The organism is Bradyrhizobium sp. R2.2-H, assembly GCF_004346455.1.
Lineage (GTDB): Bacteria > Pseudomonadota > Alphaproteobacteria > Rhizobiales > Xanthobacteraceae > Bradyrhizobium > Bradyrhizobium diversitatis.
Window position 1 is genome coordinate 206,016 of record NZ_SMBR01000002.1, and the last position, 24,898, is coordinate 230,913.

At 63.2% G+C, this 24,898-nt stretch carries 22 protein-coding genes; 14 read left to right on the forward strand and 8 right to left on the reverse strand.

Annotation, left to right across the window (positions count from 1 at the left end; all coding sequences use genetic code 11):
* Positions 1 to 36: 36 nt before the first annotated feature.
* Both EDE08_RS05115 and EDE08_RS05120 read right to left on the reverse strand, forming a co-directional pair.
* Positions 37 to 1,425 carry an AIDA repeat-containing protein gene (locus EDE08_RS05115; protein WP_131867791.1) on the reverse strand — a complete coding sequence of 463 codons (1,389 nt, stop codon included), beginning with the start codon at positions 1,423 to 1,425 and terminating at the stop codon, positions 37 to 39.
* Between the two features lie 221 nt (positions 1,426 to 1,646).
* Complete coding sequence (locus EDE08_RS05120; RefSeq protein ID WP_131867793.1) at positions 1,647 to 2,252, reverse strand: transglutaminase-like cysteine peptidase; 606 nt, start codon at positions 2,250 to 2,252, stop codon at positions 1,647 to 1,649.
* A 373-nt stretch (positions 2,253 to 2,625) separates the two neighbouring features.
* On the opposite strand from EDE08_RS05120, the gene EDE08_RS05125 reads away from it, so the two are divergent.
* Positions 2,626 to 3,162, forward strand: coding sequence for a prepilin peptidase (locus EDE08_RS05125; protein ID WP_245524702.1), 537 nt, complete (start codon positions 2,626 to 2,628; stop codon positions 3,160 to 3,162).
* A 9-nt stretch (positions 3,163 to 3,171) separates the two neighbouring features.
* Here EDE08_RS05125 and EDE08_RS05130 read toward each other — a convergent pair whose 3' ends face one another.
* Positions 3,172 to 3,666: a tetratricopeptide repeat protein gene (locus EDE08_RS05130; RefSeq protein ID WP_131867795.1), complete on the reverse strand. Its 495-nt coding sequence runs from the start codon at positions 3,664 to 3,666 to the stop codon at positions 3,172 to 3,174.
* A gap of 34 nt (positions 3,667 to 3,700) precedes the next feature.
* A complete protein-coding gene (gene gspD, locus EDE08_RS05135; protein WP_131867797.1) occupies positions 3,701 to 6,052 on the reverse strand; it encodes a type II secretion system secretin GspD in 2,352 nt (783 codons plus the stop codon).
* A gap of 314 nt (positions 6,053 to 6,366) precedes the next feature.
* On the opposite strand from gspD, the gene EDE08_RS05140 reads away from it, so the two are divergent.
* The 10 genes from EDE08_RS05140 (at position 6,367) to EDE08_RS05185 (ending at position 15,212) form a co-directional block, all read left to right on the forward strand.
* Entirely contained in the window at positions 6,367 to 8,046 is a 1,680-nt protein-coding gene (locus EDE08_RS05140) for a GspE/PulE family protein (protein ID WP_131867799.1), read from the forward strand.
* Positions 8,047 to 8,050: 4 nt separating this feature from the next.
* Positions 8,051 to 9,259, forward strand: coding sequence for a type II secretion system F family protein (locus EDE08_RS05145; RefSeq protein WP_131867801.1), 1,209 nt, complete (start codon positions 8,051 to 8,053; stop codon positions 9,257 to 9,259).
* A gap of 16 nt (positions 9,260 to 9,275) precedes the next feature.
* Positions 9,276 to 9,746 carry a type II secretion system major pseudopilin GspG gene (gspG, locus tag EDE08_RS05150; protein ID WP_131867803.1) on the forward strand — a complete coding sequence of 157 codons (471 nt, stop codon included), beginning with the start codon at positions 9,276 to 9,278 and terminating at the stop codon, positions 9,744 to 9,746.
* Positions 9,667 to 10,197 carry a prepilin-type N-terminal cleavage/methylation domain-containing protein gene (locus EDE08_RS05155; RefSeq protein WP_349627618.1) on the forward strand — a complete coding sequence of 177 codons (531 nt, stop codon included), beginning with the start codon at positions 9,667 to 9,669 and terminating at the stop codon, positions 10,195 to 10,197. Before gspG ends, EDE08_RS05155 begins: the two co-directional genes overlap by 80 nt.
* Positions 10,175 to 10,582 carry a type II secretion system protein gene (locus EDE08_RS05160; protein WP_131867805.1) on the forward strand — a complete coding sequence of 136 codons (408 nt, stop codon included), beginning with the start codon at positions 10,175 to 10,177 and terminating at the stop codon, positions 10,580 to 10,582. Before EDE08_RS05155 ends, EDE08_RS05160 begins: the two co-directional genes overlap by 23 nt.
* Positions 10,579 to 11,253, forward strand: a complete 675-nt coding sequence (locus tag EDE08_RS05165) for a PulJ/GspJ family protein (protein WP_245524703.1) — start codon at positions 10,579 to 10,581, stop codon at positions 11,251 to 11,253. Before EDE08_RS05160 ends, EDE08_RS05165 begins: the two co-directional genes overlap by 4 nt.
* Complete coding sequence (locus tag EDE08_RS05170) at positions 11,253 to 12,200, forward strand: type II secretion system minor pseudopilin (protein WP_131867807.1); 948 nt, start codon at positions 11,253 to 11,255, stop codon at positions 12,198 to 12,200. Before EDE08_RS05165 ends, EDE08_RS05170 begins: the two co-directional genes overlap by 1 nt.
* Entirely contained in the window at positions 12,197 to 13,264 is a 1,068-nt protein-coding gene (locus tag EDE08_RS05175; protein WP_131867809.1) for a PilN domain-containing protein, read from the forward strand. Before EDE08_RS05170 ends, EDE08_RS05175 begins: the two co-directional genes overlap by 4 nt.
* The gene (gene gspM / locus EDE08_RS05180) at positions 13,264 to 13,812 is read left to right on the forward strand and encodes a type II secretion system protein GspM (protein WP_131867811.1); all 549 of its coding nucleotides are present in this window, start codon (positions 13,264 to 13,266) and stop codon (positions 13,810 to 13,812) included. Before EDE08_RS05175 ends, gspM begins: the two co-directional genes overlap by 1 nt.
* A gap of 116 nt (positions 13,813 to 13,928) precedes the next feature.
* Positions 13,929 to 15,212 carry an acyltransferase family protein gene (locus EDE08_RS05185; protein WP_165935759.1) on the forward strand — a complete coding sequence of 428 codons (1,284 nt, stop codon included), beginning with the start codon at positions 13,929 to 13,931 and terminating at the stop codon, positions 15,210 to 15,212.
* 66 nt (positions 15,213 to 15,278) lie between these two features.
* On the opposite strand, the gene EDE08_RS05190 is transcribed toward EDE08_RS05185, so the two are convergent.
* Both EDE08_RS05190 and EDE08_RS05195 read right to left on the reverse strand, forming a co-directional pair.
* Positions 15,279 to 16,457 carry an O-antigen ligase family protein gene (locus EDE08_RS05190; protein WP_131867815.1) on the reverse strand — a complete coding sequence of 393 codons (1,179 nt, stop codon included), beginning with the start codon at positions 16,455 to 16,457 and terminating at the stop codon, positions 15,279 to 15,281.
* Positions 16,454 to 18,922, reverse strand: a complete 2,469-nt coding sequence (locus EDE08_RS05195; RefSeq protein ID WP_165935758.1) for a tetratricopeptide repeat protein — start codon at positions 18,920 to 18,922, stop codon at positions 16,454 to 16,456. Before EDE08_RS05195 ends, EDE08_RS05190 begins: the two co-directional genes overlap by 4 nt.
* Positions 18,923 to 19,154: 232 nt before the next feature.
* On the opposite strand from EDE08_RS05195, the gene EDE08_RS05200 reads away from it, so the two are divergent.
* Complete coding sequence (locus tag EDE08_RS05200; RefSeq protein WP_245524723.1) at positions 19,155 to 19,844, forward strand: FkbM family methyltransferase; 690 nt, start codon at positions 19,155 to 19,157, stop codon at positions 19,842 to 19,844.
* 34 nt (positions 19,845 to 19,878) lie between these two features.
* Positions 19,879 to 20,817, forward strand: a complete 939-nt coding sequence (locus tag EDE08_RS05205) for a class I SAM-dependent methyltransferase (RefSeq protein ID WP_165935757.1) — start codon at positions 19,879 to 19,881, stop codon at positions 20,815 to 20,817.
* Positions 20,818 to 20,823: 6 nt separating this feature from the next.
* Here EDE08_RS05205 and EDE08_RS05210 read toward each other — a convergent pair whose 3' ends face one another.
* Positions 20,824 to 21,753, reverse strand: coding sequence for a glycosyltransferase family 2 protein (locus tag EDE08_RS05210; protein WP_131867823.1), 930 nt, complete (start codon positions 21,751 to 21,753; stop codon positions 20,824 to 20,826).
* A gap of 205 nt (positions 21,754 to 21,958) precedes the next feature.
* Here EDE08_RS05210 and EDE08_RS05215 point away from each other — a divergent pair, with 205 nt between their 5' ends.
* Positions 21,959 to 23,323 carry an oligosaccharide flippase family protein gene (locus EDE08_RS05215; RefSeq protein ID WP_131867825.1) on the forward strand — a complete coding sequence of 455 codons (1,365 nt, stop codon included), beginning with the start codon at positions 21,959 to 21,961 and terminating at the stop codon, positions 23,321 to 23,323.
* 3 nt (positions 23,324 to 23,326) lie between these two features.
* Here EDE08_RS05215 and EDE08_RS05220 read toward each other — a convergent pair whose 3' ends face one another.
* Entirely contained in the window at positions 23,327 to 24,721 is a 1,395-nt protein-coding gene (locus tag EDE08_RS05220) for a WcaI family glycosyltransferase (protein WP_131867827.1), read from the reverse strand.
* Between the last annotated feature and the right edge of the window lie 177 nt (positions 24,722 to 24,898).

The following is a 24,898-nucleotide window of genomic DNA, read 5'->3' on the forward strand; positions in this document are numbered from 1 at the left end:
ACCGGGAGTATCCGATACGGCCCGCGACGTTCGCGCTCAGCTTTGGGCGTGCACAAGTTGAGTGTTCTGATCGTCGGAGCCCTGAGAGGTGATTCCGTCCTGGCCGGATTCCGGAACCAGCGTGCTGGAGAATTGCGTCAGCAGAGCCAGCGAGATCGCGGTGCCGCCCTGACCGTCGGACGCCACGTTGATCTCGGTATTGGCCTGGACGCCCGAGAACAGATAGCTGAATGATCCGCCACTCGTGTTCAGTGTGAGGTTCGCGCCGTCAAACGCGTAAGACGACACCACCAGATTGCGGAAGTCGATGATATCCCCAACCTCGAAGTTTGCGACGGTCCCGGTCAGGCCCGACGCGTCTTCGAGATAGAGTTTCGAGGCCGTACCGGCGAAGTCCACGTCGTTCTGGACGCCGCCGGCATAGATGTAACCGGTGCCTCCCGCCAGATGCGTATTGCTTGCCGAGCCCGCCACGTCGAACTCGCCGCTGGTGACGACCGCGCCGGATGCCGTTCCCGCCACGAAGACGTAGCCGCCGTTCACTTGGGTCGCGGTAGCCGAGCCGCCCACGTCGATGTATTGCAGGCCACCCGCGTTCACGATCGTCCCGCTGGCTGTTGCGCCCGTGCCGATGTACTCGTTGCCACCGGCAAGCACCACCGTATCGGTCGAGTTCCCCGCCGCCATAACCTGCAAGCTCCCGCCAACTTGGCTGCCTTGCACAGTCCCGTTGTTGACCTGCTGGAAGCCGCCGGCCTGTACGATCGTGGTGATCGCCGTGCCGCTGAGCACGACGTGCTGGATGCCGCCGCTCATGACAACGGTGTTGTTGGTCGTTCCGGCAACCTGCTGAACGCCGCCGCCGAAAACGGTGGTATCGTTGCCGGTGCCCTGAACGTACTGGTAGCCGCCATTGTTGATCTGCGTGCCGTTCGATGTGCCGTTCTCGCCGACATACTGCAAGCCACCGGACGAGATTATGGTGCTGTAGGTCGTTCCACCGGCTGCAACAAAATCGTTGCCGCCGCTGACGATCACAGTAGAGTAGGTCACGCCGCCGGCATGGACCTGACGGGAGCCCGCCAAGGTCGTTCCTGTGACCGTGGCGTTCATGACATCCTGATAACCGCCCGCGCTGACGATGACGTTGCTGGCCGTGCCGCCATAGACGTGCTGGATGCCACCGTTCGAGATCACGGCGCCGTTGGCGGTCCCATAGGTGAACTGCACTCCCCCGACGATCGTCGAGTTGTTGGCCGTGCCGCCGGCCTCGACCACGATGCTGCTGCCCGTGCCGACAGCCGTCGCCCCGGATACGCCGCCGCCGTTGGCGACATCGAGGGTCCCCGGGGCGACGATGATGTAGGTGGTAGTGGTGGAAGAGGAAACTGTCGTCGTGCCGCTCGCGACAAATTCGGTCGTCATATGTGCCTCTGAGTGAGAGCCAATGGGTTGAACGCGATATAGTTACAATTCGACAGGCGAATCATTCCATGGACTAATGATACATTTATATCATTGCGGATAGATAATGTTATTATGGCGGTAGCGTGCGACGACAGGGCGCATCCCGGCGGCGTTCGTGCCGCCTCCCTGCTCGTCTTGGAGAGTTTGATGTCTGCCGGCAGCGATGCCGGCCTGGTCAATCAGCGCTCGATGCGCGCGACTGCCGGTTTGGGCTGCTCGGTCCCGAAGGAGACCCAGACGTTGGGGTCGGAGGCGCTTTGACGGGATAGATAGCGATAGTTCGTCTCGTACCAGAACAGGATTTCCGGCGTCTGATTGTCCAGAATCATCTCACCGCGGTCGGTGCGGACCGTCAGAACGGCGTGGCGTCCTCGGCTTGGGCGCGGCTCTTCGACCGTCGTGATCAGGAGCGAACCCTGCGGCCAGCCCGCTCTGGCGAGCAATTTGCGCTTGAGCAAAGCGAAATCCTCGCAATCGCCGCGATCAAGCGGGAGGGTCCAACGTTCGGCCTTGCCGTAGAGTGCGTCGTCGCTGGTCCAGGCCACCCGATCATTGACGTATTTGTTGACTGCATAGAGCTCCTGCAGCTTCTCGGGCGTGAGCACCACGTCGCGGGCCTGCTCCGTGCCTGGACGGCATTCGTCGGCGTTTTCGGCGCAGAACTGCTGCCATCCGGCCGGTGGCTTCGTCGCGGCGCCGATGGCCGCGAACAGGGCAGGGCGAGCGAGGAAGGCATGTGCCGGCTGCAAAGTGAGGCCGGCTGCAACCATGCCGGCGATCGCCAAGACCTCCAATCGCCCCTTCTTGCTCATGCTCCACCCGCCGATCCTTTGCAGGAAGAGGCTGGCAGAAAGAGCTGGAAGTCCGGCTAAGCCATTATCTAAGATTGAATCGAACGCTCAGGTTCGATCATAGCCGCATCGATCTCCAGGTGACTATCGTTAACATTCACGCTGACGTCACATGGAGGCAGGGGGTCCTCGGCTAACGTGAGGGGACGGACATGGCTTGCTTGAGGACGCTGTGATGAGAGGTGGATCGTCAGGGGAGGCTGAGGCCGACCGCGCCCCTGATGGGGCAGCTCCCTGCATGCACGTTCAGCCCGATCGTGGCGCTTGGCTTCGATGGGGAGGTCAGGTCTGCGGCGGAATCAGTCCCTTGCTCCTCGGTCTGGGCCTGTCCGGCATAGTTGCAAGCGTGTCGGTGGGAGAGAGCGCTGCGGGCGTTCTCGGCGCAGGGTTGGCGCTTCTGATGCTGGCGATCGCCATGATCGACGCGAGGATGTTTCTGATCCCCGATCAACTGAATGCCGCGGGCGTTGCGCTTGGAATTGTCAACGCCGCGATCCTCGGACACGGCGATGTAACATGGCCCGCTGAAGCGATCCTGAGGGCGCTGGTGGTCGCGGGCGCTTTTTGGGGCCTGCGCGCCGCTTATCTGCGGCTGCGGCGACGGAATGGCATCGGGCTCGGTGACGTCAAGCTGGCGGCCGTTGCCGGCGCGTGGCTCGACTGGACAGTCTTACCGATTGCAGTCGAACTCGCTGCGTTGTCGGCCCTGGCGGCTTTTGGTCTCAGACGCCTGATGCTGGGCCAGAACGCACCCAGGAATGACCGGTTGCCGTTCGGGTTGTTCTTCGCACCCGCGATCTGGATCGGTTGGCTGCTGCAAACGGCGCTGTGGAGTGTCGGCTGATTGGCGCGATCAGAAGTCCGAGTCTTGCGGCCAGCGCAGCGCGTGCCATTGGCCGGCGGCGATCTGGCCCCGGCTCATCTTGGACGCGACGGCGTTGCGCAGTTTGGCGAAATTCTCGCGCATTCGTTTCGGGGCATGAGCTGCCGCAAGGTTGAGCCATTTGTAGGCGGCGACCTCGTCCTGAGGAACGCCCTGGCCCTTGTCGTAGGCCAGACCGAGCAGATATTGCGAGGTCACGTCGCCTTTCTCGGCCGCAAGCCTGTACCAGTAGGTAGCTGCATCGTAAGCCTGCGGAAGCCCTTGCCCGGTCGCGTGCATGAAGCCCACCATGCCTTGCGCTCGAGCGCTGCCGCGCTCGGCCTGCGGCAGGAGAAGCCGAGCGGCCGTGTTGTAATCGCCTCGGTTGAAGGCATTCGTCCCGGCGCCGAGCGCATCGGCGCGGGCCATGCCTGTTCCGCAGAGGCCGACAAGGACGATGGCTCCAAGCGTGCGGCACCTGATCATGTGGAGCGCTCCTGCGGCGTGAATCATAAGCCGGTCAGCGATAGGTGGTCGGCGCGCTCTGCTGAGGTCCGATCGCGTTGATCGTGCCGCGCAGCTTGGTGCGCAATTCCTCGGCCACGAAATGAGCATCGGCGCCGTCTCGGATGATCTGCGGCCGGATGAAGATGATCAGCTCGGTGCGCCTGACCTGCTTGTCGGTCTGGCCGAACACGGCTTCGCCGAGGCCGGGGATCTGGTCCAGTCCCGGTATGCCGGCCCGCGCCTTGGTTTGCGTATCGCTGATGAGACCTGCCAGCAGGACCGTCTGTCCGCTGGCGACGGCGACCGAACTGCGGACCTTCCGCGTCGACACGGTAGGTGTCAGCGAATTGGTCGAGGTCGACGAGGAGCCGGATGAATTGCTGACGGGATTTGAGATCTCCTGCTCGACGTCGAGACGGACATTGCCGTTTGCATTGATCCGCGGCACGACGCGAAGGATGATGCCGGTGCTGCGATAGTCCGTGGTGTTGGCGATGGTGTTGCTGCCGGTCAGGACCGTCGCACTCCCGGTCTGGATCGGGATTTCGTCACCCACCTGCAGGGTCGCGATCTGATTGTCGATTACGACAACCGACGGGTTCGACAGAACCTTGACGTCGGTGATCGCGTGCAGGGCGTTCAGGATCGCACGCGGCGTCTGTGCAGAACCGACCAGGAAGTTGAACCCCGGAATGGCGCGCTGGAGCACGACGTCGGCGGCCGCCGCGGCGACCGATGTCGCGCCGTTGTAGCCGAAAGAGCCGGTATTCGGCTTGAGGCCGAGATCGCGGCTCATGATGTACGACTGTATTCCGTATTGAAGGTCGTCCGTCAGCGTCACTTCGGCGATCGTGGCGTCGATGGCCACCTGCAACTGGGGTTGATCGATTTCGCGGATGGTCTGTTCGATGATGCGGTACTGTTCCTGGCTCGCAAAGATCAACAGCGTGTTGTTCACGCTGTCGGCGGTGATGCGAACGCCGTCGAGCACGTTGCCGGCACCCGCACCGCCGCGTCCGGAAGTCTGGCCGGCGCCGGCATTGTCGAACAGGCTGGTGCCGCCCTGGGCCGTCGATGATCCGCCGTAGGCCGGCTGACCGCCGGAGGATGCATCTGCCGCCGCGCTGTTTGCAGCGCGTCCGCCCGCATTGGATCCAAATCCGCCGCTCGACTGATTGGGGGACGCCGAGAGCCGGCTGAGTGCGGATCCGCCGCTCGAACTCGCCGCGATGCCGGATCCGGGTGCAATCTGCCCGCTCGCGCCATCGAGCGGCGAGGTGGACGAGCCCGGTGTGCCGCCGGCGCCGAAGACGTCGTTGAGCACGCGCGCGATCTGCCTGGAATCGCCGAATTTGACCCGGTAGACGTGAACGGCGGACCGGCCGCTGTTCGTGGTATCGAGGCGGCGTATCCAGGTCTCGACCCGCTTCAGCAGCTCCGGTCGCCGTGTCACCGCGAGCACCGCGTTCATCCTGGCGATAGACTGGAACTTGATCAGGTTCTGCGTCATGCCGCCTTCGCCGGAATCCACGATCTTCTCGAGCTCCGCAATAATCGGGCTCGGATTGCTGTTCTGGACCGGGAAGACGCCAACCGATTGCCCCTTGAGGAAATCGGCGTCGAAGCTGAGCACCAGGTCGACCGTATTGCGGCGCTCGCTGCCGGAGCCCTGGATCAGGATCAGGTTGCGGCCGGTGTCTGCACGGATCATTCCTTGCTTCGCGGCAAAGCTCTCCACCAGCTTGATGACGGTCTGGGCCGAGACGTACTGCAGCGGTACGACGGTGATGCCGTAGCCGGGCGTCATGCGGTCGGACGCGTCCGCGGTACCCGCACCCACCGCGTCGCCCTGCGGCATGAGCCGATAGCCGGTGTCGTCCCGGACCAGAGCGATGCCGCCGATCCTCAGCGCGTTCTCGAGCGCGAAGACGACGTCGGATTTCGGAATCGGACGACCGGACGACAGGCTGATATTGCCCTGGACGCGCGGATCGATGACATAGCCGACGGCGAGAATGTCTCCGAGCACGACCTTGGCGACCGAAGCGATCGGTGAATTGTCGAAGTTCAGCTCGAACCTTTCGGTGCTGACGCCGGCATTCTGCGATGACGTCGCGACGGGCGCGTCCTCGCCGGAGGCGCCGTTATAGATCGCTGTCTTGGCCCGGGGGCCGGTCGATAGCTCACGCTGCGGTAGCTGGTTCGGATAGCGCGGCAACAGGTCGACGGACCGGACCTTGTCGAACACGTCCGGGTCCTTGGCATCGGCATCCGCAACGCCGCTCACCGTGTTGCACGATCCCAGCAGCACGCAGACGAAGACGCACTGGACGACCAAGCCGATCCGGACTGCTGTTCGGCTCACTGTCTGCCTCACTCACGCACTGCCCACTGGTTTTCTCGTTGCGGCGGGCGAGCCGACCGTGGCCTGCTTAACCCTCTCGTGTGACATTCATGTGTTATGAACTCTCGGTCGATTGTTATTGTGGGTCGTGGCTTATTATACAGCTGGCGAGGCGCAGAATTCTGCCGCCACGTCAGCGGCTTTGGCTGAGCGGTTCTGGTTATGCGAGATGTGGTTATCATGATCGATCATCGCGTCACATTTCCATTCGTAAAAATGAGCTAAACGGCGCGCTCGCCGCTCTGCGGCCACCAGAGTGACTTCGGTAGACGTTCATGGCTTTCCCGGATGCCCGCGAGTTTGCGGCTCGCCTCGGCCAGAAGGCGGGGTTGACGACGGACGTCGATGTGCTCGGAAGTCCGACCAGTCCGCTCGAAGGCGGCCTACGGCGGCTCTGGGAGGCGAGCGATTTGTCGGCGAGCGAGTTCGCCGACGAGGTTGCCTCGTTTTTCGGTTTGGCGCGCGCGAGCTTGCAGCAAATGATGGCAGCCCAGGCACGGGTCCAGCATTTCTCTCGGCGATTCCTGCGGGAGATGGCGGTCTTTCCCTGCCAGCCCACCGATGGCCCGCCCGTGCTGGTGCTCGCCGATCCGACGGACCGCGCCTCGGTTCAGGCCGCCGGGATCGTGCTGGGCACAGAACCCGCCGTCAAGGTCGCCTCGTTCGAGGACATCGCCGCCGTGCTCGATCAGCGCCTCGGTGAGGAGGAGCGTGCGAATCCGGGCCTTGCTGCTAACGCGGCCGTCCATGACGACGATATCGACAATCTCCGCGACCTCGCCAGCGGCGCGCCGGTGGTGCGGGCGGTCAACGAGCTGTTCGAAACGGCGGTCGAATTGCGCGCCAGCGACATCCATATCGAGCCCGGCCGCACCGCTCTGGCGATCCGCATGCGCGTCGATGGACTGCTGCGCAGCGTCCCGATACCGAACGGCATACCGCCGGCCGCCGTAATCTCCCGGATCAAGATCCTGGCAGGCCTCAACATCGCGGAGCGCCGGTTGCCGCAGGACGGCGGCGCGCGGGTCCGCGCCGCACGGTCAGAAATCGACATACGCGTTGCGATCATGCCGACGCAGCACGGCGAGTCCGCGGTCATTCGCCTGCTGCCGCGGGACCGGGCGTTGCTGTCGATCGACAGGCTCGGCTTCCTGCCGGGCGACCAAGGCAAGTTGCGGCGGATGCTGGCGCTGCCGCACGGAATGATCATCGTCACCGGCCCGACCGGCAGCGGCAAGACGACGACGCTCGCGACCGTGCTGTCGCTGCTCAATGAGCCGACACGGAAGATTCTGACGATCGAGGATCCCGTCGAATACGAGATTCCGGGCATTTCACAATCCCAGGCCAAGCCCGCGATCGGTCTGACATTTGCCACTGCCCTGCGGTCTTTCGTACGTCAGGACCCCGACGTCATCATGGTCGGCGAGATCCGCGACTCCGAAACCGCCCATGTGGCGATCCACGCGGCTCTCACCGGTCATCTGGTTCTGACCACGCTGCACACGGAGACGGCCGCCGCAGCCGTGCCGCGGCTGCTGGATCTCGGTGTCGAGGCCTTCCTGCTGCGCTCGACCTTGCGCGCAGTCATCGCCCAGCGCCTGGTCCGGCAGCTCTGCGACCGTTGCAGGAGCAGCCGGCCGCTGACCCACACCGACCTCGAAGCCGATCCGCGCTATGCGGCGGTGGGCCTGTCCGTTGGTAACGTCGTCTTCGAACCGGTTGGATGCGAGCGCTGCGGCCATGTCGGATATCGCGGCCGCATCGGGGTCTTCGAAGTGCTGGAAATGAACGAGGAAGTTCGCGCGCTTGTCGAAGAACAGTCCGATTGGGAGTCCATCGACAAGGTCGCCATTCGCAACGGAATGACGACCATGATCGAGGATGGACGCGCCAAATGCCTCTCCGGCATGACCTCCGCGGCCGAGATCCTCCGCGTGACGAGCGTCAGGTGACGAGATGCCGACCTTCCGTTACCGGGCACTGACTCAGAAGGGCGAGGTCGTCTCCGGATCGATCGCAGCTGCGGACCGCGCCGAAGTGGCCCAGCGTATCGAGTATCTCGGTCTGGTCGCGATCGATGCCGATCCCGAAGTCGAGAAAAAGGGATGGTCGCTGTCGCGTGCTCTTTCCAGGCCGGGGCCTGCGGAGGTCACCATATTTACTCGCGATCTCGCCTTGCTGCTGAAGGCGGGCGCCCGGCTCAATGATGCGCTCGAGCTGCTCGCCAACGACATGGATGCCGGCCGGCTGCGTCCCGTGATCAGCAGCATCAAGACGTCAATTCTGTCCGGCGAGAGTTTTGCCGAAGCCTTGGCACGCGAGCCCGCTTTATTTCCGCCGATGTATGTCGCGCTGGTCAGGGTCGGCGAGATGTCGGGAGGACTCGACCATATCCTGGAAACCATCGGGACTGAGCGGTCGCGTGCCGAGGCGTTGCACCGCAAGGTCACCGGAGCCCTGCAATATCCAGCTTTCGTGCTGCTCGCCGCGGGCGGCGTCCTGATCTTTTTCGTCACGTTCGTGCTGCCGCAGTTCTCGACGGTGCTGCGCGACTTCAATGCCAAGACCGATCCGGTCATCGAAGTGTTCCTCGCGCTTTCGGATATCTTGCGCGGTCACGGACCGGAAATCGGCATCATCGTCTCCATCGCAGTCGTCGGCGGCTGGATGGCGTGGCGCCGCCCGTCGGTGCGGGCAGGCATTGTGACGCAGGTTGCGAGATTGCCCGTCATTTCGACCGTTGTGGAGTTTCATCGCGCGGCTCTGTTCTCGCGCAACCTCGGTATTCTGCTCGGCAGCGGCGTCACGCTGACGGCGACGCTCCGCATCCTGATCGACATCATGACCGAAACCGGCGATGAGCCGGCCTGGTCGGCCATGGCAGATCGCGTGCGACACGGTGGAAGGCTCGCTGAAGCGCTGGCCGTGTCCGCTGTCCTGCCGCCGGTCGCTGTCCGCATGCTGCGGCTTGGCGAAGAGACCGGACAGCTGCCGACGTTGTCGGGGCGCGTCGCCGAATTCTACGAGGAAAAGCTGCAGCGGCAGCTTGATCGCGTGGTCGCCATCATCGGACCTGCGGCGATCATCCTGATCAGCGTCGTGGTCGGCGGTCTGATCGTGTCGGTGATGACGGCCCTGTTGTCTGTGACGCAGGTGGTCGGTTGAGAAGGGGAGGTTAGGCATGATCGGCTTTTTGAGGAAGGTGCCGTGTCCTCTGCCGAAGTGTTCTCGGCGGCGCCGTGGCGAAGAAGGATTCACGCTGGTGGAGATGCTCGTCGTCATCACCATCATCGGCATGATCATGGCGCTGGTCGGCCCGCGCGTGCTGAATTATCTCAGCGACTCCCGGGTCAAGGCGGCCAAGATCCAGATCCAGAGCTTCGCCAGTGCGCTCGACCTGTTCTATCTGGATGCCGGACGATTCCCGACCGGTTCAGAAGGCCTCGGCGCGCTCGCGCATCCCGTGAGCGGTACCGCGTCCTGGAATGGGCCCTACCTGAAGGGCGGCAATGTTCCCAACGATCCCTGGGGCAATCCCTATGTCTACAAGCAGCCGGCAGAACGTGCGCCGTATGAAATCCGATCCCTGGGTGCCGATGGTCAGGAAGGGGGGACGGGCACGGCGGCCGATCTCGTCTCGGGGCAGAACTGAAGGCGGCGAGGCCGGTTTCACGCTGCTCGAAATGGCCTGCGTGCTCGCGATCGTCGCGATGCTTGCGGCGGTCGCGTGGCCGCGCGTTCCGTCGCAGACCTCGCGGCCCCGGCTCGAGGCCTATGCAATCGAGGTCGCCGCCCTGCTCAAGGCGGACCGGGCTGCCGCGCTGGTGCGCTATGGTGCGGTCAATGCCGCAGTTGACGCGCGCTCGCGGACCGTAAGGTCGGGCTCCGGCCCCTGGGTCGTCCAGGTTCCCCAGGACGTGGTGTTCGACGCACTGCTGCCGCAGCGCTGCAACGGCCGCGCCGCGCTCTCGACGATCAGCTTTTTCGCCAGCGGCACCTCATGCGGTGGCACGATCCGTCTGACCCGGCTCGGGAGTGCGGTCGAAGTGCGCGTGAACTGGCTCACGGGAGGAGTTGACATTGTCGCCAAGGACCTGCTCTAGGCGCCGCCAGGAGGGGGGCTTCACCCTGATCGAGGCGGTCGTCGCGCTGGCACTGGTAACGGTCGGGCTCGCCGCGATCGGCGCGCTCGTCGCAACCAATTCGCGCGGGGCGTTGAAGCTCGATCAGCATGCTGCGCTCGCCAATGCCGCTCGCCTCGTGATCGCGACATTGCCGCGCGCTGGTGCTCCCATGCCTGACGACCTCCGGGGTCGTCTTGCCGGCCATCGGTGGCAGATGCGGATTACGCCATTTTTGGACGGCATTTCGCCGGTGCCGGAGTCGCAGTTCGTTCCGCAACTCGTCCAGCTGCGCATCCAGGCCCCGGGAGGGGCGGTGGTGTCGTTCGAAACCGTCCGGCTGCTGAGCAGGAGCACGGTGCGATGATGTGTCGGACGCCGCGCCGCGCCGAGGATGGATTCACGCTTTTCGAGGCGCTGGTCGCGCTGGCGCTCATGGGCCTGATCATGGGGGCGTTGGGCTCTGTGACTTCGCAATGGCTGCCGAGCTGGAACCGGGGCATCGTCCGGGCGCAACGCAGCGAAGAGGTCGCCATTGCACTGGACCGCTTGGCAACGGATCTGTCAGCCGCAGAGTATGTGACGAGAATGGATAACATGCCGCTGTTTCGCGGCACTGAGCGGTCGGTAACATTCATCCGGTCCGTGCTCGGTCCGAACAGCCGGCCCGGGCTGGAGTTCGTGCGGATTTCGGAGATCAACGATAGCGGCGTCACGGCATTGGTGCGAATGCGGGCGCCCTTCGTACTGCTGTCTCCCGGGGATCCGCGCACGGAACAGATCCAGTTCGTCGATCCGGTCGTGTTGTTGCGGCTGCCCTATCGCGTGAGCTTCTCCTATGCGGCCCCCGATGGCAGCTGGGACAGCCGCTGGCTGAATGCCGGCCAGTTGCCGGAGGCAGTTCGCTTCGACATCGGGGACGCGGAACGTGGCACGGTGATTTCGAGTGCCGTACGCATTCATGTGGACAGAGCAGCCCCGCGACCGGATCCGTCCGTTCTGCAGGAGGCACCGCGCTCCGAAAACCGGCCAACGTGATGATCATCAGGCGCGCTCGATCGACGGATGTCGTGGCGGCAGAGGACGGATTCATCGTCGTCGTGACCCTTTGGCTGCTTGTCGGATTGGCAGCGCTCGTGACCATTGCGTCCGTGTACATCGGGCAATCGGCCAGGACGCTCTCGACGCTCGATGCAGCGGCGCAATGGGAGATGCTGAGCTCCGCCGGCGTCGAACTGGCCGCTTACCAGTTGTCGGGGCCTGCCACGGTGCGGCGCCCGAGCCACGGCCAGTTTGCGTTTCGTCTCGCAAATGCGACCGTGCGCGTCGAATACATGTCGGAATCTGCGCGCATCAATCTCAACATGGCGCCAGCATCGATGCTCTCTGGCCTATTCAGCGCGGTCGGCGCATCGACCGAGGCAGCCGACATGTACGCCACGCGCGTCGTCGCCTGGCGCAGTACGCCGAAATCGGATGGTCGGGACTCCGAACTGGCGAGCTACAGGGCGGCGGGCTTGCCCTACGTACCGCGGCAGGCGCCGTTCAGCAGCAGCGACGAATTGTGGCTGGTGCTCGGCCTTCCGACGGCGCTCGTCGAGCGAATCATGGCGTTTGTCACGGTCTACAGCGGAATGGCGGAGATCAACGTGCTCGATGCCGCACCTGAAGTCGTCGCGGCGCTGCCCAACATGACCTCTGCCAAGCTGGAGGCGTTCCTCAACGAGCGTGCCGAACTGCCACGCGACAATCCGGAATTCGTCATAGGTGCGCTCGGGGGGCGTCAGCCGGGCGCCACGATATCGGCAAGCAACGCCTATCGGGTGCGGATGCACATCACCTTACAGGACGGCCGCCTACGGATGCCGGAAGCCGTCATCCAGATGTCGGAACCAGGTGATCCAAAAGCCTTCCACGTGTTGGCTTGGACGGACGAGGCCGATCCGGAGCGAGCAGGGCGGCCACGGCCGCGGGAGGGCAAATGAGGATTCCCGGTCAGATCGCGATTGCATTGTCTTTGTGGATTGATCGCGTTGCCTGCACGCTGAGTGCGCAGCTCGACCGCGCACGCCACACCAAGCGGATTGTTCTCAGCGAGGACAGCCCTGGCGAGTTTTCGTTGAGCGTCGCGAGTCCGGCGAGCAAGGAGACGGATCTTTCGGACGTACGCATTCAACTCGCGGACGGCGCGATCCGCGAATCGATCCCCGAGGCGTGGTCGGCCGCAGTGAAGGGGGCCGTGGTCGATATTGTCCTCCTGCCGTCGCGATTCGTGTTCCGCCCTCTGGAATTGCCGGGGCGTGCCGTCGAATTCCTCGAAGGCATCATTCGCGCCCAGATCGACAGGCTGACACCATGGACTGCGGACGACGCTGTTTTCCGCTGGACGCAGCCGCAGGCGAAGTCGGAGGACCATGTCGAACTGACGGTCATCGCGACGGCGCGAAAGGCCGTGATGCCTTTGTCCCAGTCCTTCACCGACATCGGGGCAGCGGCAGTGGAGCTTTCGACGATTGCCGCTGGGAACGAACGCGTGATGATCCTCAGGCACAGCGCGGACGGCGGAAATGGTGCAGTTCGTATCCGACGGGGACTCATCGCCGTTCTGGGCTCGACGGGCGTGCTCGCCCTGCTATCTGTCGGACTGGGCCAGATCGTGACTGACTCATATGATGCCGAGCAGCAGCAGATTCAGCGCCGGATCGCGGAGATGCGGGAGACTGCGCGCGGCAATCAGGCTTCGGGTAACATTGCGCTCGAATTGCTGGCCCGTCGCAAGCAGAGCGCACCGTCGGCAGTGATGGTGCTGGAGGAGTTGTCGGCGCTTCTGCCCGACCATACGCACGCGACCGAGCTGCGGCTTGAAGGCGCAAAGCTGCAGATCCGCGGAATGACCGCCGATGCTGCCTCGCTGATCCAGCTACTGGAGCAATCACCGCAACTGGCCGGTGCCGGCTTCTTCGCACCGACCACCCGCGCTGCCGGCGAAGCTGGCGAACGGTTTCACATCGAGGCCGGGATCAAGCCGCAGTTCGGGCCGGGCACTTGATGAATATGCCGAAACTTGAAGTGTATCTCGCCCGCTATCCGGTTGCCGCCGTGGCGGCCTATGTCGCGCTGGTCGTGCTGTTCGTGTCCACCACGGTGCAGACGACGATTGAAATCCTGAGCAGCCGTGACGCTGTGGCGTCGAGCGCCGAGATCCTGCAGACGCTCGAATCTCGTCATCCGCAGCCTCGCGCCATGGCGCGTAGCGACGCCGGTGTCCCCATGGGATCGCCGTTTCTCGAAGGGCCGACAGCTTCGGTCGCGAGTGCCATGCTGCTGCAACGTGTGCTTGCGGCGACCAAGCGCGTCAGCGGTAACACGCTGTCATCGCAGGTCGACATTCAGGGGCCCCTGGCCAAATCCGGATTTGTCTCTGCAACCTTCAACATCGAGTTGCCGTCCGGCGCGCTGCAGCCGCTTCTCTATGATCTGGAGGCCGGCATGCCGTTCCTGTTCATCGACGAGCTGGTTGTCCAGCCGGTCGCGAACAGCACCGACAAGATGCGGCTCGTGCTCGGCATTTCGGCGCAGCGGCAGGGCACTAAGTGACGGGTGGCCGGCCAGGCCGTCTGGAACAATCACGCTGAAATCGGGAAAGATCGTTCGTCATGCCAGCCGGATGCAATGCCGATCACATCGCGAGTACGATCGATCCCGCAGGAAGCATGGCTGACGTGAAAGGCCCGCCGGTCGCAAGGCCGGAAAATTGCTTCCTCGCGCGGTTGCGCGGATTGCCGCACAGATGGTCGCGCGTCACGACGAGCACCACCTACGTCCCCCAAATTGACGGCTTGCGGTTTCTCGCGATCATGGCGGTGCTGATCTATCACGCCGCATCGCGCGGCGAACGCCTGTACCGGACTCCATCAAGCCTCGAGACCGCGATCGTGCAGTATCTTCCGCACGGCTCCCTCGGCGTTTCCCTGTTCTTCTTCATCAGCGGATACATCATCGCATATCCGTTCCTATCGAGTCGGCCGCCGACCCTGACGCATTTTTTCCTGCGCCGGCTGACGCGCCTCGAACCTCCCTACATTCTGGCAATGCTTGGTTGTTTTGCGGTGCTCGCGGTCGGGCCGGCGCCGACGGATGCGCCGAACTTCTACTTCACGCAAGCTCCCCTTTGGCAAAGCCTGCTGGCCTCTCTCACATATTCGCATTCGCTGGTGTTCGGCGAGCATCCGCGGCTCAACCCACCGACCTGGTCGCTGGAACGAGAGGTTCAGTTCTACGTCCTTGCTCCGTTCGTCCTCTACCTCTACGGCAGGATCCGCGGTCGCGCGCTTCGCATCGCCGTCGGGCTGGTCGTCGTGGCCATTCTCCTGGTACTCGGCGAAGTCGTCATGGACCGTCTCGAGCGGACAGGTTTCATCAGAAATACACTGCTCACCGAGTCCTACGGTTTCATGCTGGGTATCGTCGCCTGCGACTACAGCAGCTGGAAGAACGTCTTCGCCTTGCCACGCAGAGCCCTTTTCGATGTTGGTTTCGTTGTCGGGCTGGTCGGCATCCTGTTCACGGGGGCGGTGCAGTTCAATCTCGATCTGCAACTGCCTTTGGTGCTTCTGATTTTCAACGATTTTTTTCGGGCCAGCTGTATCCTGCTCCTGTTCATGGCAGCGGCCCGGGGGACCTGGTCGAAGGCGTTCCTGGGTTTGCCCTGGATCGCGCTGATCGGAGGAGCGTGCTACTCGATCTACCTGGTACATCTGCCGGTGATCCACGCCTCGGCGCAAGTGATGGGCAGGTTCGTCGAATTCCATTCCATTGCGCAGGCCTGGTTGGTCTCCTGGGCCCTCATCATCCCCCTCGCGATCGGCGCCGGGATGGTCTTCTACCTGCTGGTCGAGCGCCCGTGCATGAACCCGGCGTGGCCAACGGCGCTGTGGAACGCCGTTCGAGGAGGGTTCGCAAGGCTGAAGTTGCGGCGATCCGCGGCCGAGGTGTGAGATCGGCCGGCAGCATGATTGCGGCATGCGCAAGTCGCTGGAGTTCCGTGAAGCGTTCCGCAGCGCCTAACGTTGTCGGGGCGAGACGCCGCTCTCGGCCGCAATCTGCGCGCGGACCAGCGTAGCTTCGCTCCTCGGCCTGAACAGCAGGAGCATGAAGGCGACGGTGAAGCTGTCGCCGAGGCTGAAAATCTGGGGTTGAAACAGCGCTCCGAAATACATTGCGCACATGCCGGCAAAACGAGCGCAGTCGAACCGATGCTGCTGGCGGCTTTTTCCGGTCGCAGAGCAGGCCTTGATACCGGCAACCGCGATGCACCAGGCCAGCAGCGAGACGAGCGCAAAGCCGCCTGGGACGCCGAACTCCACGATGAGCTTGAGATAGCCGCTGTGGCCGGCGTCATCGCCGATGGCGCGCTTGAACCCGATCCCGAATGGACTTTCGGTTATCGCGTCCATCGCGGTCTGCCAGCGGTCGTCGCGTCCCGTAAAGCCCGAGCCTGTGCCGCGGTCGGGGTCGTCGAGCGCCACGATCGAGGAAATCTGCGGCCAGAAGATGATTGCTGCCGCGAGCGCAAGGACGGCCATGGGGATCTTGGCCTTTCCGAACGGATCGAATGTCATCTCATGCACGACCAGAGCGATCAGGCAGCCCATCAGGGCGTAACGCGAGCTGACCGTTGCGATCAGTCCGAAGCAGATGATGCGTACGGCCTGTCCGATCAGGCCGGGACGGAACTGCGAGAACACGAATGCGGCGAGCAGCGGTGCGGAATAGAGGTTCGGGTGAAGAAGGCCGCCAATGGTTCGGCCTTCGGGCCATCCATAGATCGCGATGGCGGAGATGCCGAAGACGCACAGTACCATCGAGGTGACGGTCATGCAGCGCTCGAAATCGGCCAGCGGCATCGTCCAAAGCACCGACAGCGTCAGCGCCATGAACGGGAGCAGCGAAGTGTAGAAAATCCCGCTCAGAATATCCGACTCGTCGCCGTGCAATTGAAGGACAGGAGACATGAAGACGATGAGAAGAATGATCAGTTGGGGCTGGTCGACCCGCGCGGCGATCGCAGCCAGATTGCCGGCAAAGGCGAGGCCTACCGTTCCCATGTAGAGGCAGAGGCCGATGGCCTGGCAAGCCGCATAGACCCGGGCGCTGTCCCCGATCATGGGAAAGCTGAGCAGCGTCAGCCAGGCGCAGATGGCCGCCGACGCGGCGAATATGGCGATGCGATCGTGGTTCATGCCGGCAAGACCGATGCTGCGGAGCCGAGCGCCCCGGCCGGGACGGCCGCGATGATGGCAGGGTCAAATTCGGCCATCGACCGGGGTATGTGGATATGATCTGGCGCCAGACCGGCGCGCTGCCGCGCCGTCATGGCGATAAAGCCGGCTTCGATACGGCGGCAGAATTGCTCGGTATCATAAAGAGGTGACCGCAACCGGTTGCAGACGAGCTTCGTGCGCAGCGCAATCAGTCGAGCGGGATCTTGGGCGATTTCGATCGCCAGTTGCTCGTAGGCGGCGGGCGTCGCCGCCACCAGTTCCGGCAGCCCGATCGCGTTCAGCAGGCTTGCACCGACGCGACCGGCAAAGGTGTGGCCGAGGCAGGTCAGGACTGGAAGGCAGGTCCACAGCGCGTCGCTTGCCGTGGTGTGGGCGCCGTAGGGAAGCGTGTCGAGGAAAAGATCCGCACATCGATGTCGTGCCAGATGGTCCGCGGGCGGTAACCTCCGGGCGAAGACCATGCGGTCGGGTGCGATGCCGCGGGCCGCAGCCTCACGACGCAGATTGTCCGCGGCCACCGGATTGTCCTCGAACAACCATAAGACGCTGCCGTCGACTGCGTTCAGGATCCGCATCCAGGAGGCGAAGACATCGGGCGTTATCTTGTAATTGTCGTTGAAGCAGCAGAACACGAACGCGTCGGTGGGAAGCCCGTGCGCGGCACGATCGGCCGGCAGATCGGCGATGGCGCGGCTGCGATCGTTCGCCTGATAGCTGTCAGGCAGCCAGACGATCTTTTCGGCATAGGCCGCGGCATCCTGCTCGGGAATGACGTCCCGGTCGGCGATGACATAGTCGATGAAGTCGGCGCCGATGGTCCCCGGGAAGCCGAGGTAGCTGACCTGGATCGGCGCGGGACGCAGCGCCAGGACGCCGGTGCGGGCATCCTGGGTAAAGCCCTTCAGGTCGATCAGGATGTCGATCTCCAGACGCGCAATGAGTTCGGCGATGTCGGCATCGCCGAGTGGCCTTGCGTCGATGAAACGGTCAAAAGCGGCCACGATCCGTTCGCGCATGTCCGAGCCATCGTCCGGGCCGATCGAGATTGCGGTGATCTCGAAGCGCGTCCGGTCATGATGCTCGAACACGCCCGCCATCAGGTGCGAGGTCGCGTGCTGGTGGAAATCGGCGGAAAGATAAGCCAGCCGGATTCTGCCCTGATCCCGGCGTTCGTTGCGGCCGGGCAGGCGGCCCATTCTGGAATGGTGATGCGTCACCCACGTGCGCGCGCAGTCCAGCTGTTCGATCGGGGTCGACGGCACGGCGACGAGCATCAAAGGCGACACGAGGCGGGAGTTCCGAACCGCCGATCTCACGGTCTCGCAGCCGGTCTCGAAGTCAGTCCAGTCGCAAAGATGCATCTTGACCCGCAGACACGCAGCTGCGACTTCAGCTTGATCGGGATTCAAGGCAAGCGCTTTTTCCCACGCAGCCAACGCCTCCTCGTAGCGCTTTTGCTGATAACTCACCTGTCCCTTGCCTAGCCACGCGCCTGCAAGCTGCGGACTGCCGGCGATGGCCCGGTCGAAGGAGGCCGATGCGTCGTCGTGCCGTCCGAGAAACAGTGCCGCGGTGCCGCGTCCGACCCACGCCTCGGCGAAACCGGGCTCCGCAGCAATCGCGTTGTCGAACGCTATGACGGCATCGCGCTGCCGGCCAGACCGAAGCAGGGCGTTTCCCTTGCCGCAACAGGCCGATGCAAGTTGCGGTCTCAAGGCCAGAGCCCGGTCGTAGGCAGCCGTGGCCTCCTCGATCCGTCCGAGGTCCAGTAGCGCATTGCCCCTGCCGACCCAGGCGTCGACCAGATCTGGCCGTATCGCAATGGCGCGGTCATAGGCGGCGAGCGCCTCGCCATGGCGCCGGTCTGCGAAGTGGATCGTCCCGATGTCGAGATGCGCCTCCGCAAAGTGCGGCTGCAGTTCGAGCGCGCGGTGATAGGCCGCAAGCGCCTGGTCGTGGTGCCGGCTCTTGGCGAGAGCCGAGCCGAGCATGACGTGCGCCGGGAAATGATGGGGATAATGTTTGATGAGACGCGTCAGCAGCTCGACTGCTTCCTGGAACTGGCCAAGTGCAAGATGGCCGGCCGCGCCGGCATGCAGCAGCGCAAGGCTGGCCGGGGCAAAGGGCAGGGCATGCCTGCACAGATGAACGAGTTCATCATGCTCGCCGGCGCGATGCAGTACGGCCGCATAGTTCTCGATGAAGTCCACATTGGTCGACGCTACCCCAAGGGACTGCTTCATGAGGAGCTTGGCCCGCGCGAGATTTCCGGACGCGGCTTCCGCCACGCCCAGGAAATGCACGGCCTGCAGATTGTGAGGATTCTTCTTGATAATGCGTTCGTAGAGTTTCGCGGCGCCTGCGATATCCCCCATGTTATGAAGGGAAAGCGCCCGGTCCAGGATCTGTGCCTCGTTTCGCATCTGGAAAACAGCGTCCGTGTGATGTCGTTCGTCGGACCGACCCTGTTCCTTATGTCGCCAATTGAACAAGACTGTGACAGCCGTCAGCCGCGGCCGCTCCGGCATTGCGCCATGACATGGGAATGCCATCGAACAGAAATAACATGATGTACGTTAGCTACGTTGCATCATACATCATTTCTGTTATGAGCCTGCGCGCGACGCAATTTGGTGGGAGGCGACCTTGTCGTTGATGTCCAATCGGTATGTCCTGCAACTTCGGCGCGTCGCGCGTGCGGCGGGTGTGCCGCGGATGCTCGGTCGCTTCGCAAAGGACTACGAGAGCCCCTTCTCGAAGCAATTGATGCTCGCCTGCCGCCAGGGCGACGTCGTCTGGGACGTCGGCGCCAATATCGGGCATTATACGACCAGCTTCTCGGATTGGGTCGGCGTCTCGGGCAAGGTGTTCGCATTCGAACCCGACGCCGCTAACCTGCCGAGATTGCGTTCGGCCTGCGCCGACCGGCACAATATCACCATCCTGGGCTGTGGCCTGTCGGAGAGGACAGAGCGCAGCTGCTTCCTGGGCGATGGCGGCGACGGAACGACGTCGCATGTGCTTCGGTCAGGTGAGATCATCTCCGAGGGCGCGATCGAGGTTCAGTTGAGAACTGGCGACGACGTCGTCGGCGGCGGGCAGGCGGATGTCCCTGACCTGATCAAGATCGACGTCGAAGGCCATGAACTGTCGGTTCTGAAGGGATTGCAGGCGACCTTGGCGAACAGGCGCCTGCGCAAGGTGTTCGTCGAGGTGCATTTCGGCGTGCTCGATCGCAGCGGTCGCGCGGATGATCCGGAGCGGATCGAGAGCATTCTGAAAGGCAGCGGGTTCAAGCTGAACTGGACCGATGCCTCGCACATTCTGGCCTCCCGGCCGGCGTGATCGCGTATTTTCATTCGTAACCGGAGCCGCCCGCATGCTCGCCCCGCAACAGCCGCTGCACAAGTCGGACGGCTCGGCCGCTCCCGGGAATTGCCTGTTCTGCCGCCATCCCGGGCCCAGTTACTGGTTCTCGAAGCAATCCAAGCATAACGGTCGCTTCTATCCGCTGTTCCGCTGCTCGAATTGCGGCGGTGCTTTCGCCTTCCCGATTCCGACCGAGCAGGAGCTATTCGAATTCTATTCGGGCACGCAGAGCGCGCTCGAGGTCAATCTCACCAGCAGCGACGTTCTGCAACACTATGATCAGGCCATTCGGGAAGAGCGCGACTTTCCGAATTCCACGGTCGATGCAAAGAGGATCGCCGACAATCTCCAGCGGCTGGCGCCGGGCCGGAAGGCGCTGGACGTCGGCTGCGGCTATGGATTCTTTTCCAGGGCGCTGGTTCAGGCCGGCTTCGCTGTGGATGCAATCGAGCTCGGAGAAGCATCGCGCAAGATCCATGCTCGCATGAACGGGTTCGAGGCGCGTGCCGAGCCGTTCAATGCCGATTTCGCACGCCGAAATGCCGCCATCTACGACGCGGTTCTTTTGTCACAGGTGCTCGAGCATCTGCCGATGGATGCCGATCCCGTCGGCAGCCTGAACGTCCTGCTGCGGAAGGGCGGAATCTGCGCGATTGCCATCCCCCATTTCCGCTCCTATCTGTCGATGCTCCAGGGTCGAGACGACATATTCATCGTGCCGCCCGAGCATCTGAACTTCTTCACTGTAAGAGCGCTGGTCGCAGCCTTCGAAAGCCGCGGCTTCGAGACCGTCAACTGCGAGACGGTCAGCAGGTTCGACTATCGCAAGTTCAAGAAGAGATTCGGTCCGCTGGCGCCGTTGCCGTCTGTTGCACTGAAGGGATTTCTGGGCCTTTCGACGCGTATGAACAGGGGCATGTTCGTCAACGGGTACTTCAGGAAGGTGTAGACCAGCCTAGAGATCAAGCCCGGTCAGTCGACGAAGCTCCGCCCGCAGCTCCGATCGATCATTGATGTGACCGACTGCCGTTTCGAGCTCAGTCACCTTGGCGCCGACCAGGAACCGGTACCAGAGACCCTGCAGGACGTGATAAACGAGACCCTGCTTGCCGTCGAGAAATCCGAGCTGGAAGATCACGCGATACAGAAAATAGGAAGGCGCGCTGATCTGATAGGGAATCCGGTTATAGAGCCTTTCCTTGATCCAGCGTTTGAACGCGGCCTGGCGCGAGCCCGGTTTGTCAACGGACGTAGCGGCCTCCCCCCGAAGACCGGTGCGGCTGCTGATGACCTCAATTGCCTCGCGCGTGGCATACCTGTTGTGCTTTTCGGTGAAGTGTGTGAGGTCATTGAGATTATGGTCGGCAAAGCCGCCGTCGAACGTGATCGTTCGGCCGCCCCAGACGACGATGTGCTCGTCCATCCAGCGGTCCTCCACGCGTCCGTGGCCGCGCCGCCAGATCCTGAGCAGAACCAGGGGATATCGGCCGCCGTGGCGGATCCAGCGGCCGAGGAAAATGTGCTTGCGCTTGAGGTTGACCCCAACCACGTCTTCGCCGAGGCGGGGCAGCTCGTCCCCGATACGCGCAGCGAGGTCAGCTTCGATCACCTCATCGGCATCGAGCCGCATGATCCATGTGGCCGAAATCGACGCGTTGTCGAGCGCCCATTGGAATTGCTTGGCCTGATTGACGAATTTGTTCTGCAGCACGACCGCGCCATTGGCGCGGGCCAGCTCGACCGTTCGATCGGTCGAAAAGCTGTCGATGACGATGGTTTCGCTCGCGATCCCGGCAACGGAAGCCAGCGCCCGTGCGATGTGACGTTCCTCGTTGTACGTCAGGATGATGACGGCAAGGCGCGGCAACTCACTGTCCTTCGTCATGCTTCTACTGCTGATATTTTATCATCGGGAGCCGTTGCCTGATCTAACGTTACAACTGAACAGGACTGTGACAGAATGCGTGCGCAGCTGTTGCGTCACATAATTTGTTATCGCTGTGTAATGATACCAAACCATACGATGATAATGGTCCGCCCGGCGGTTGTTGGGCGGTGTACGCGGACCCTCAGTCCACTTCGGGAATGTCATGCTTGAAACGAGTGTCGCGGCCCCCTCTGGCGAACCAGATCGGGCGATCCCGGGCGCAAGGCCCGGGCCGGCGGAGCGGCTGCACCTCGGCCAGGGTCGACGGCGCCAGATCGCCAATGTCGGTCTGATGGTCGCGGGGCTCGCGTTGGGCCAGGGAGCCATCTTCGCCGTCCAGACCGGCCTTTTGGCTGCAGGCGAGTACGAATTGCTCGCCGTCTTCGCCACGCATTATTCCTTTGCCATTCTAGGCATCATCCTCGTCGACGCCGGCGCTAACATCACGCTGGCCCGCGCCGTTGTGCATCTGTCGCCGGAGGGGCTGCCGAATGCAAAGATGTGGCAGGCCTTCGCTGACACCAGCGCGATCAGGATGCTGACGGCCCTGATCGTCGGCGCGGCCGCCACGCTCTACGCAGTAGAGGTCTCGGACGACCCGCTGGGGCGTTGGTACGTGTTTCTCGCACTGCCCGGCCTGCTGCTCTGGTCCGTCAACGGTGTCGGTCTGCTCGATGGACTGAGACTGAGCGGGGTCAGCGGGATGACGGGCTCGATCGCCTACGTCGTCAATGCTCTAGGATTGTTCCTGGCGTCCCATTGCTCTCGGGAAGCGGCTGGCGCAATCATGGGCGCTGCGTTCTCGGTGGGATATCTCCTGACGCTGTCCGCGCAATGGGCGCTGCTAACCTCGAAGGGGTGGCATCCCGAGTTCCACAAGCCATCACAGGCAGGGTTTGCAAGGGCGTTTAAGGATGGCCTGGCGCTTTCGTTTCAGATCGTGCCGGGTCAGATCAACATGCGCGTCCAGCTTGTTCTCAGCGCGGCGTATCTCGGCGCGGAGACCACGGCCGTGTTCGTCTACGCCAAGCAGATCGTCACCGCCGCCACCCAGGTTCTGCAATTCGTTCTCCGTGTCGAGTTTCCAGGCTTGGTCGAGCGCTTGGCAACGGCGAGCAGACAGAGCCTCGCCGCCGTCATAGGTGCTCAGAAAGTGACGCTCGCCTGCGCAGTGCTGTTTTCGGCCGGAGCGACCCTGCTTGCTGGCGCCGTTGCCGTCTGGTCGGACGGCGCGCTCAATCGCATTGCAATCGTCATGGTCGGATTTGCGCCGACCATCCTCACAGTGGCTCTGCTGCAGATGACCTGGCAGGGTCTTGCCGCGGCAGGGGCATATGCAGCTTCGGCCTGGGCCTTGACGATCGGTGCAGCCGTGGGCGTCGTCGCGAGCTATAGTCTGCTTCCGCTGCTCCACGTATTCGCCTTCGCGGTTGCGGAGGTGCTATTGAACTTTGTGACGCTCTATGTCGGATATCGCTTTCTGGAGCGTACGCGCGTGACCTCGCCGGGGTCCTCCGAGCGCAGTTGAAGCTCAGGGGCTCTCCTTGGCGGACAGCACGCCACGATTCGGCGCGCGCATGGATTGACGCGAGAATGGCCGGCCAGGCCGATCCGGACGTCGCCGGCTTCCCGTCGAGACGTGCTCGATCGAGCGTGCCGGTAGGACCGCTTGCTGTATGAGCGGCGTGGATGAGGTGGCGCACTGCGGAAACGCCATGAACTCGCGCTCAAGCGAGCGCATGATCGCGACCCGGTCCCATCTCTGCTCCGCTCGCCTGCGCGCGACGGCGCCCAATCGGGCGCGGAGCGCGTCATCGGTCGCTAGGGCCAGGAGGGCCCCTGCGAGCGCGTCCGCGCTGCCGGGCTCGATGACAAGGCCTGCGCCCTCGACCTCCGTCGCGAGGCCCGTGCCTGGCTTGGCCATTGCGACGACCGGACGACCCGAGGCCAGCATGCCGGCGAGCTTGGACGGAAGCACCAGATCGGCGATCTCGGCTTTCTGCGGCAGCAGTTGGATGTCGGCCGTGCTGAGCAGTTCCGAGACGCGATCAATCGGCTGAAGATCAAGGAAGCGGACGTTACTCAAGCCGTCGGACATCTGCATCAGCGTCGGTTTGGCCGGGCCGTTGCCGCATAACACGAATTTGAGCGACGAATGGACGTCCTTCACGGCCGCGGCCGCTTCGATGATCAGCTCCAGCCCCTGCTTGTTCGACATGGCGCCGGAGTAGAGGGCAACAATATCGTCTGCTTCGAGCCGCAACTCGGTCCGGAGCGGTGTCTGGCGGGAGCCGGGTGTAACAATTCCGGTATCGATCCAGTTGCGGAATTCACGCAACCTGCCTGGTGCGATACCCTTGTGTTCGAGCCGTGCCATCATTTGCGGCGAGATGGTCGAGATCCTCTCGAAAGCCTTCAGAATCCAACGTTCAAACGCCGCCATGACGCGGCGCGCGGTGACGCCGCGCAGCAGGCCGACTTCGAACGCCGCGTCCACCTCGAGATCTTGGACATGAACCCAAGAGACCGCGCCGGCCAGGCGTGCGGCAAGCGCGGCGACCGGAGCGACCAATAGCGAGGGGGCGACGACGAATACGATGTCAGGTTTCCAGAACAGGGCGGCGGACAGTAGCGGACCGGCAGCCGATACCAGGAAAGATGCATGGTGGAGCAGCCGTCTGAGGCCGGAGGGTCGCACCGGGACGTAAATGGGCGCCCTGATGACGTCTACCTCGTTCAGGCGTTCACGCACATACCATCGTGAACGATATTCTTGCGGGATATTCCAATCCGGATAATACGGGGGACCGGTGATGGCACGGACTTCATGCCCCCACGCAGCCATGCTTTCGCAAAATTCAGTGGTGTATTTCGCAACACCAATCAGATCGGGAGCGTAATTGATCCCTACCACCAAGACCCGCATGACCGCCCTCGTTTCCGCGGCCGAAGCGCCAGGCTTCGACCGGCCCCCAAAATCCCGGCCTGCCGAGCCGTTTGGGCAATCGGTCATGGCGCCTGCAGGGGGAAACGGAACTGGACGTGAAGCAGAAGCGTATCGCGGTCCGGCCCGACGTCAGCGTGTTCCCGTCTGCGTCTTGGC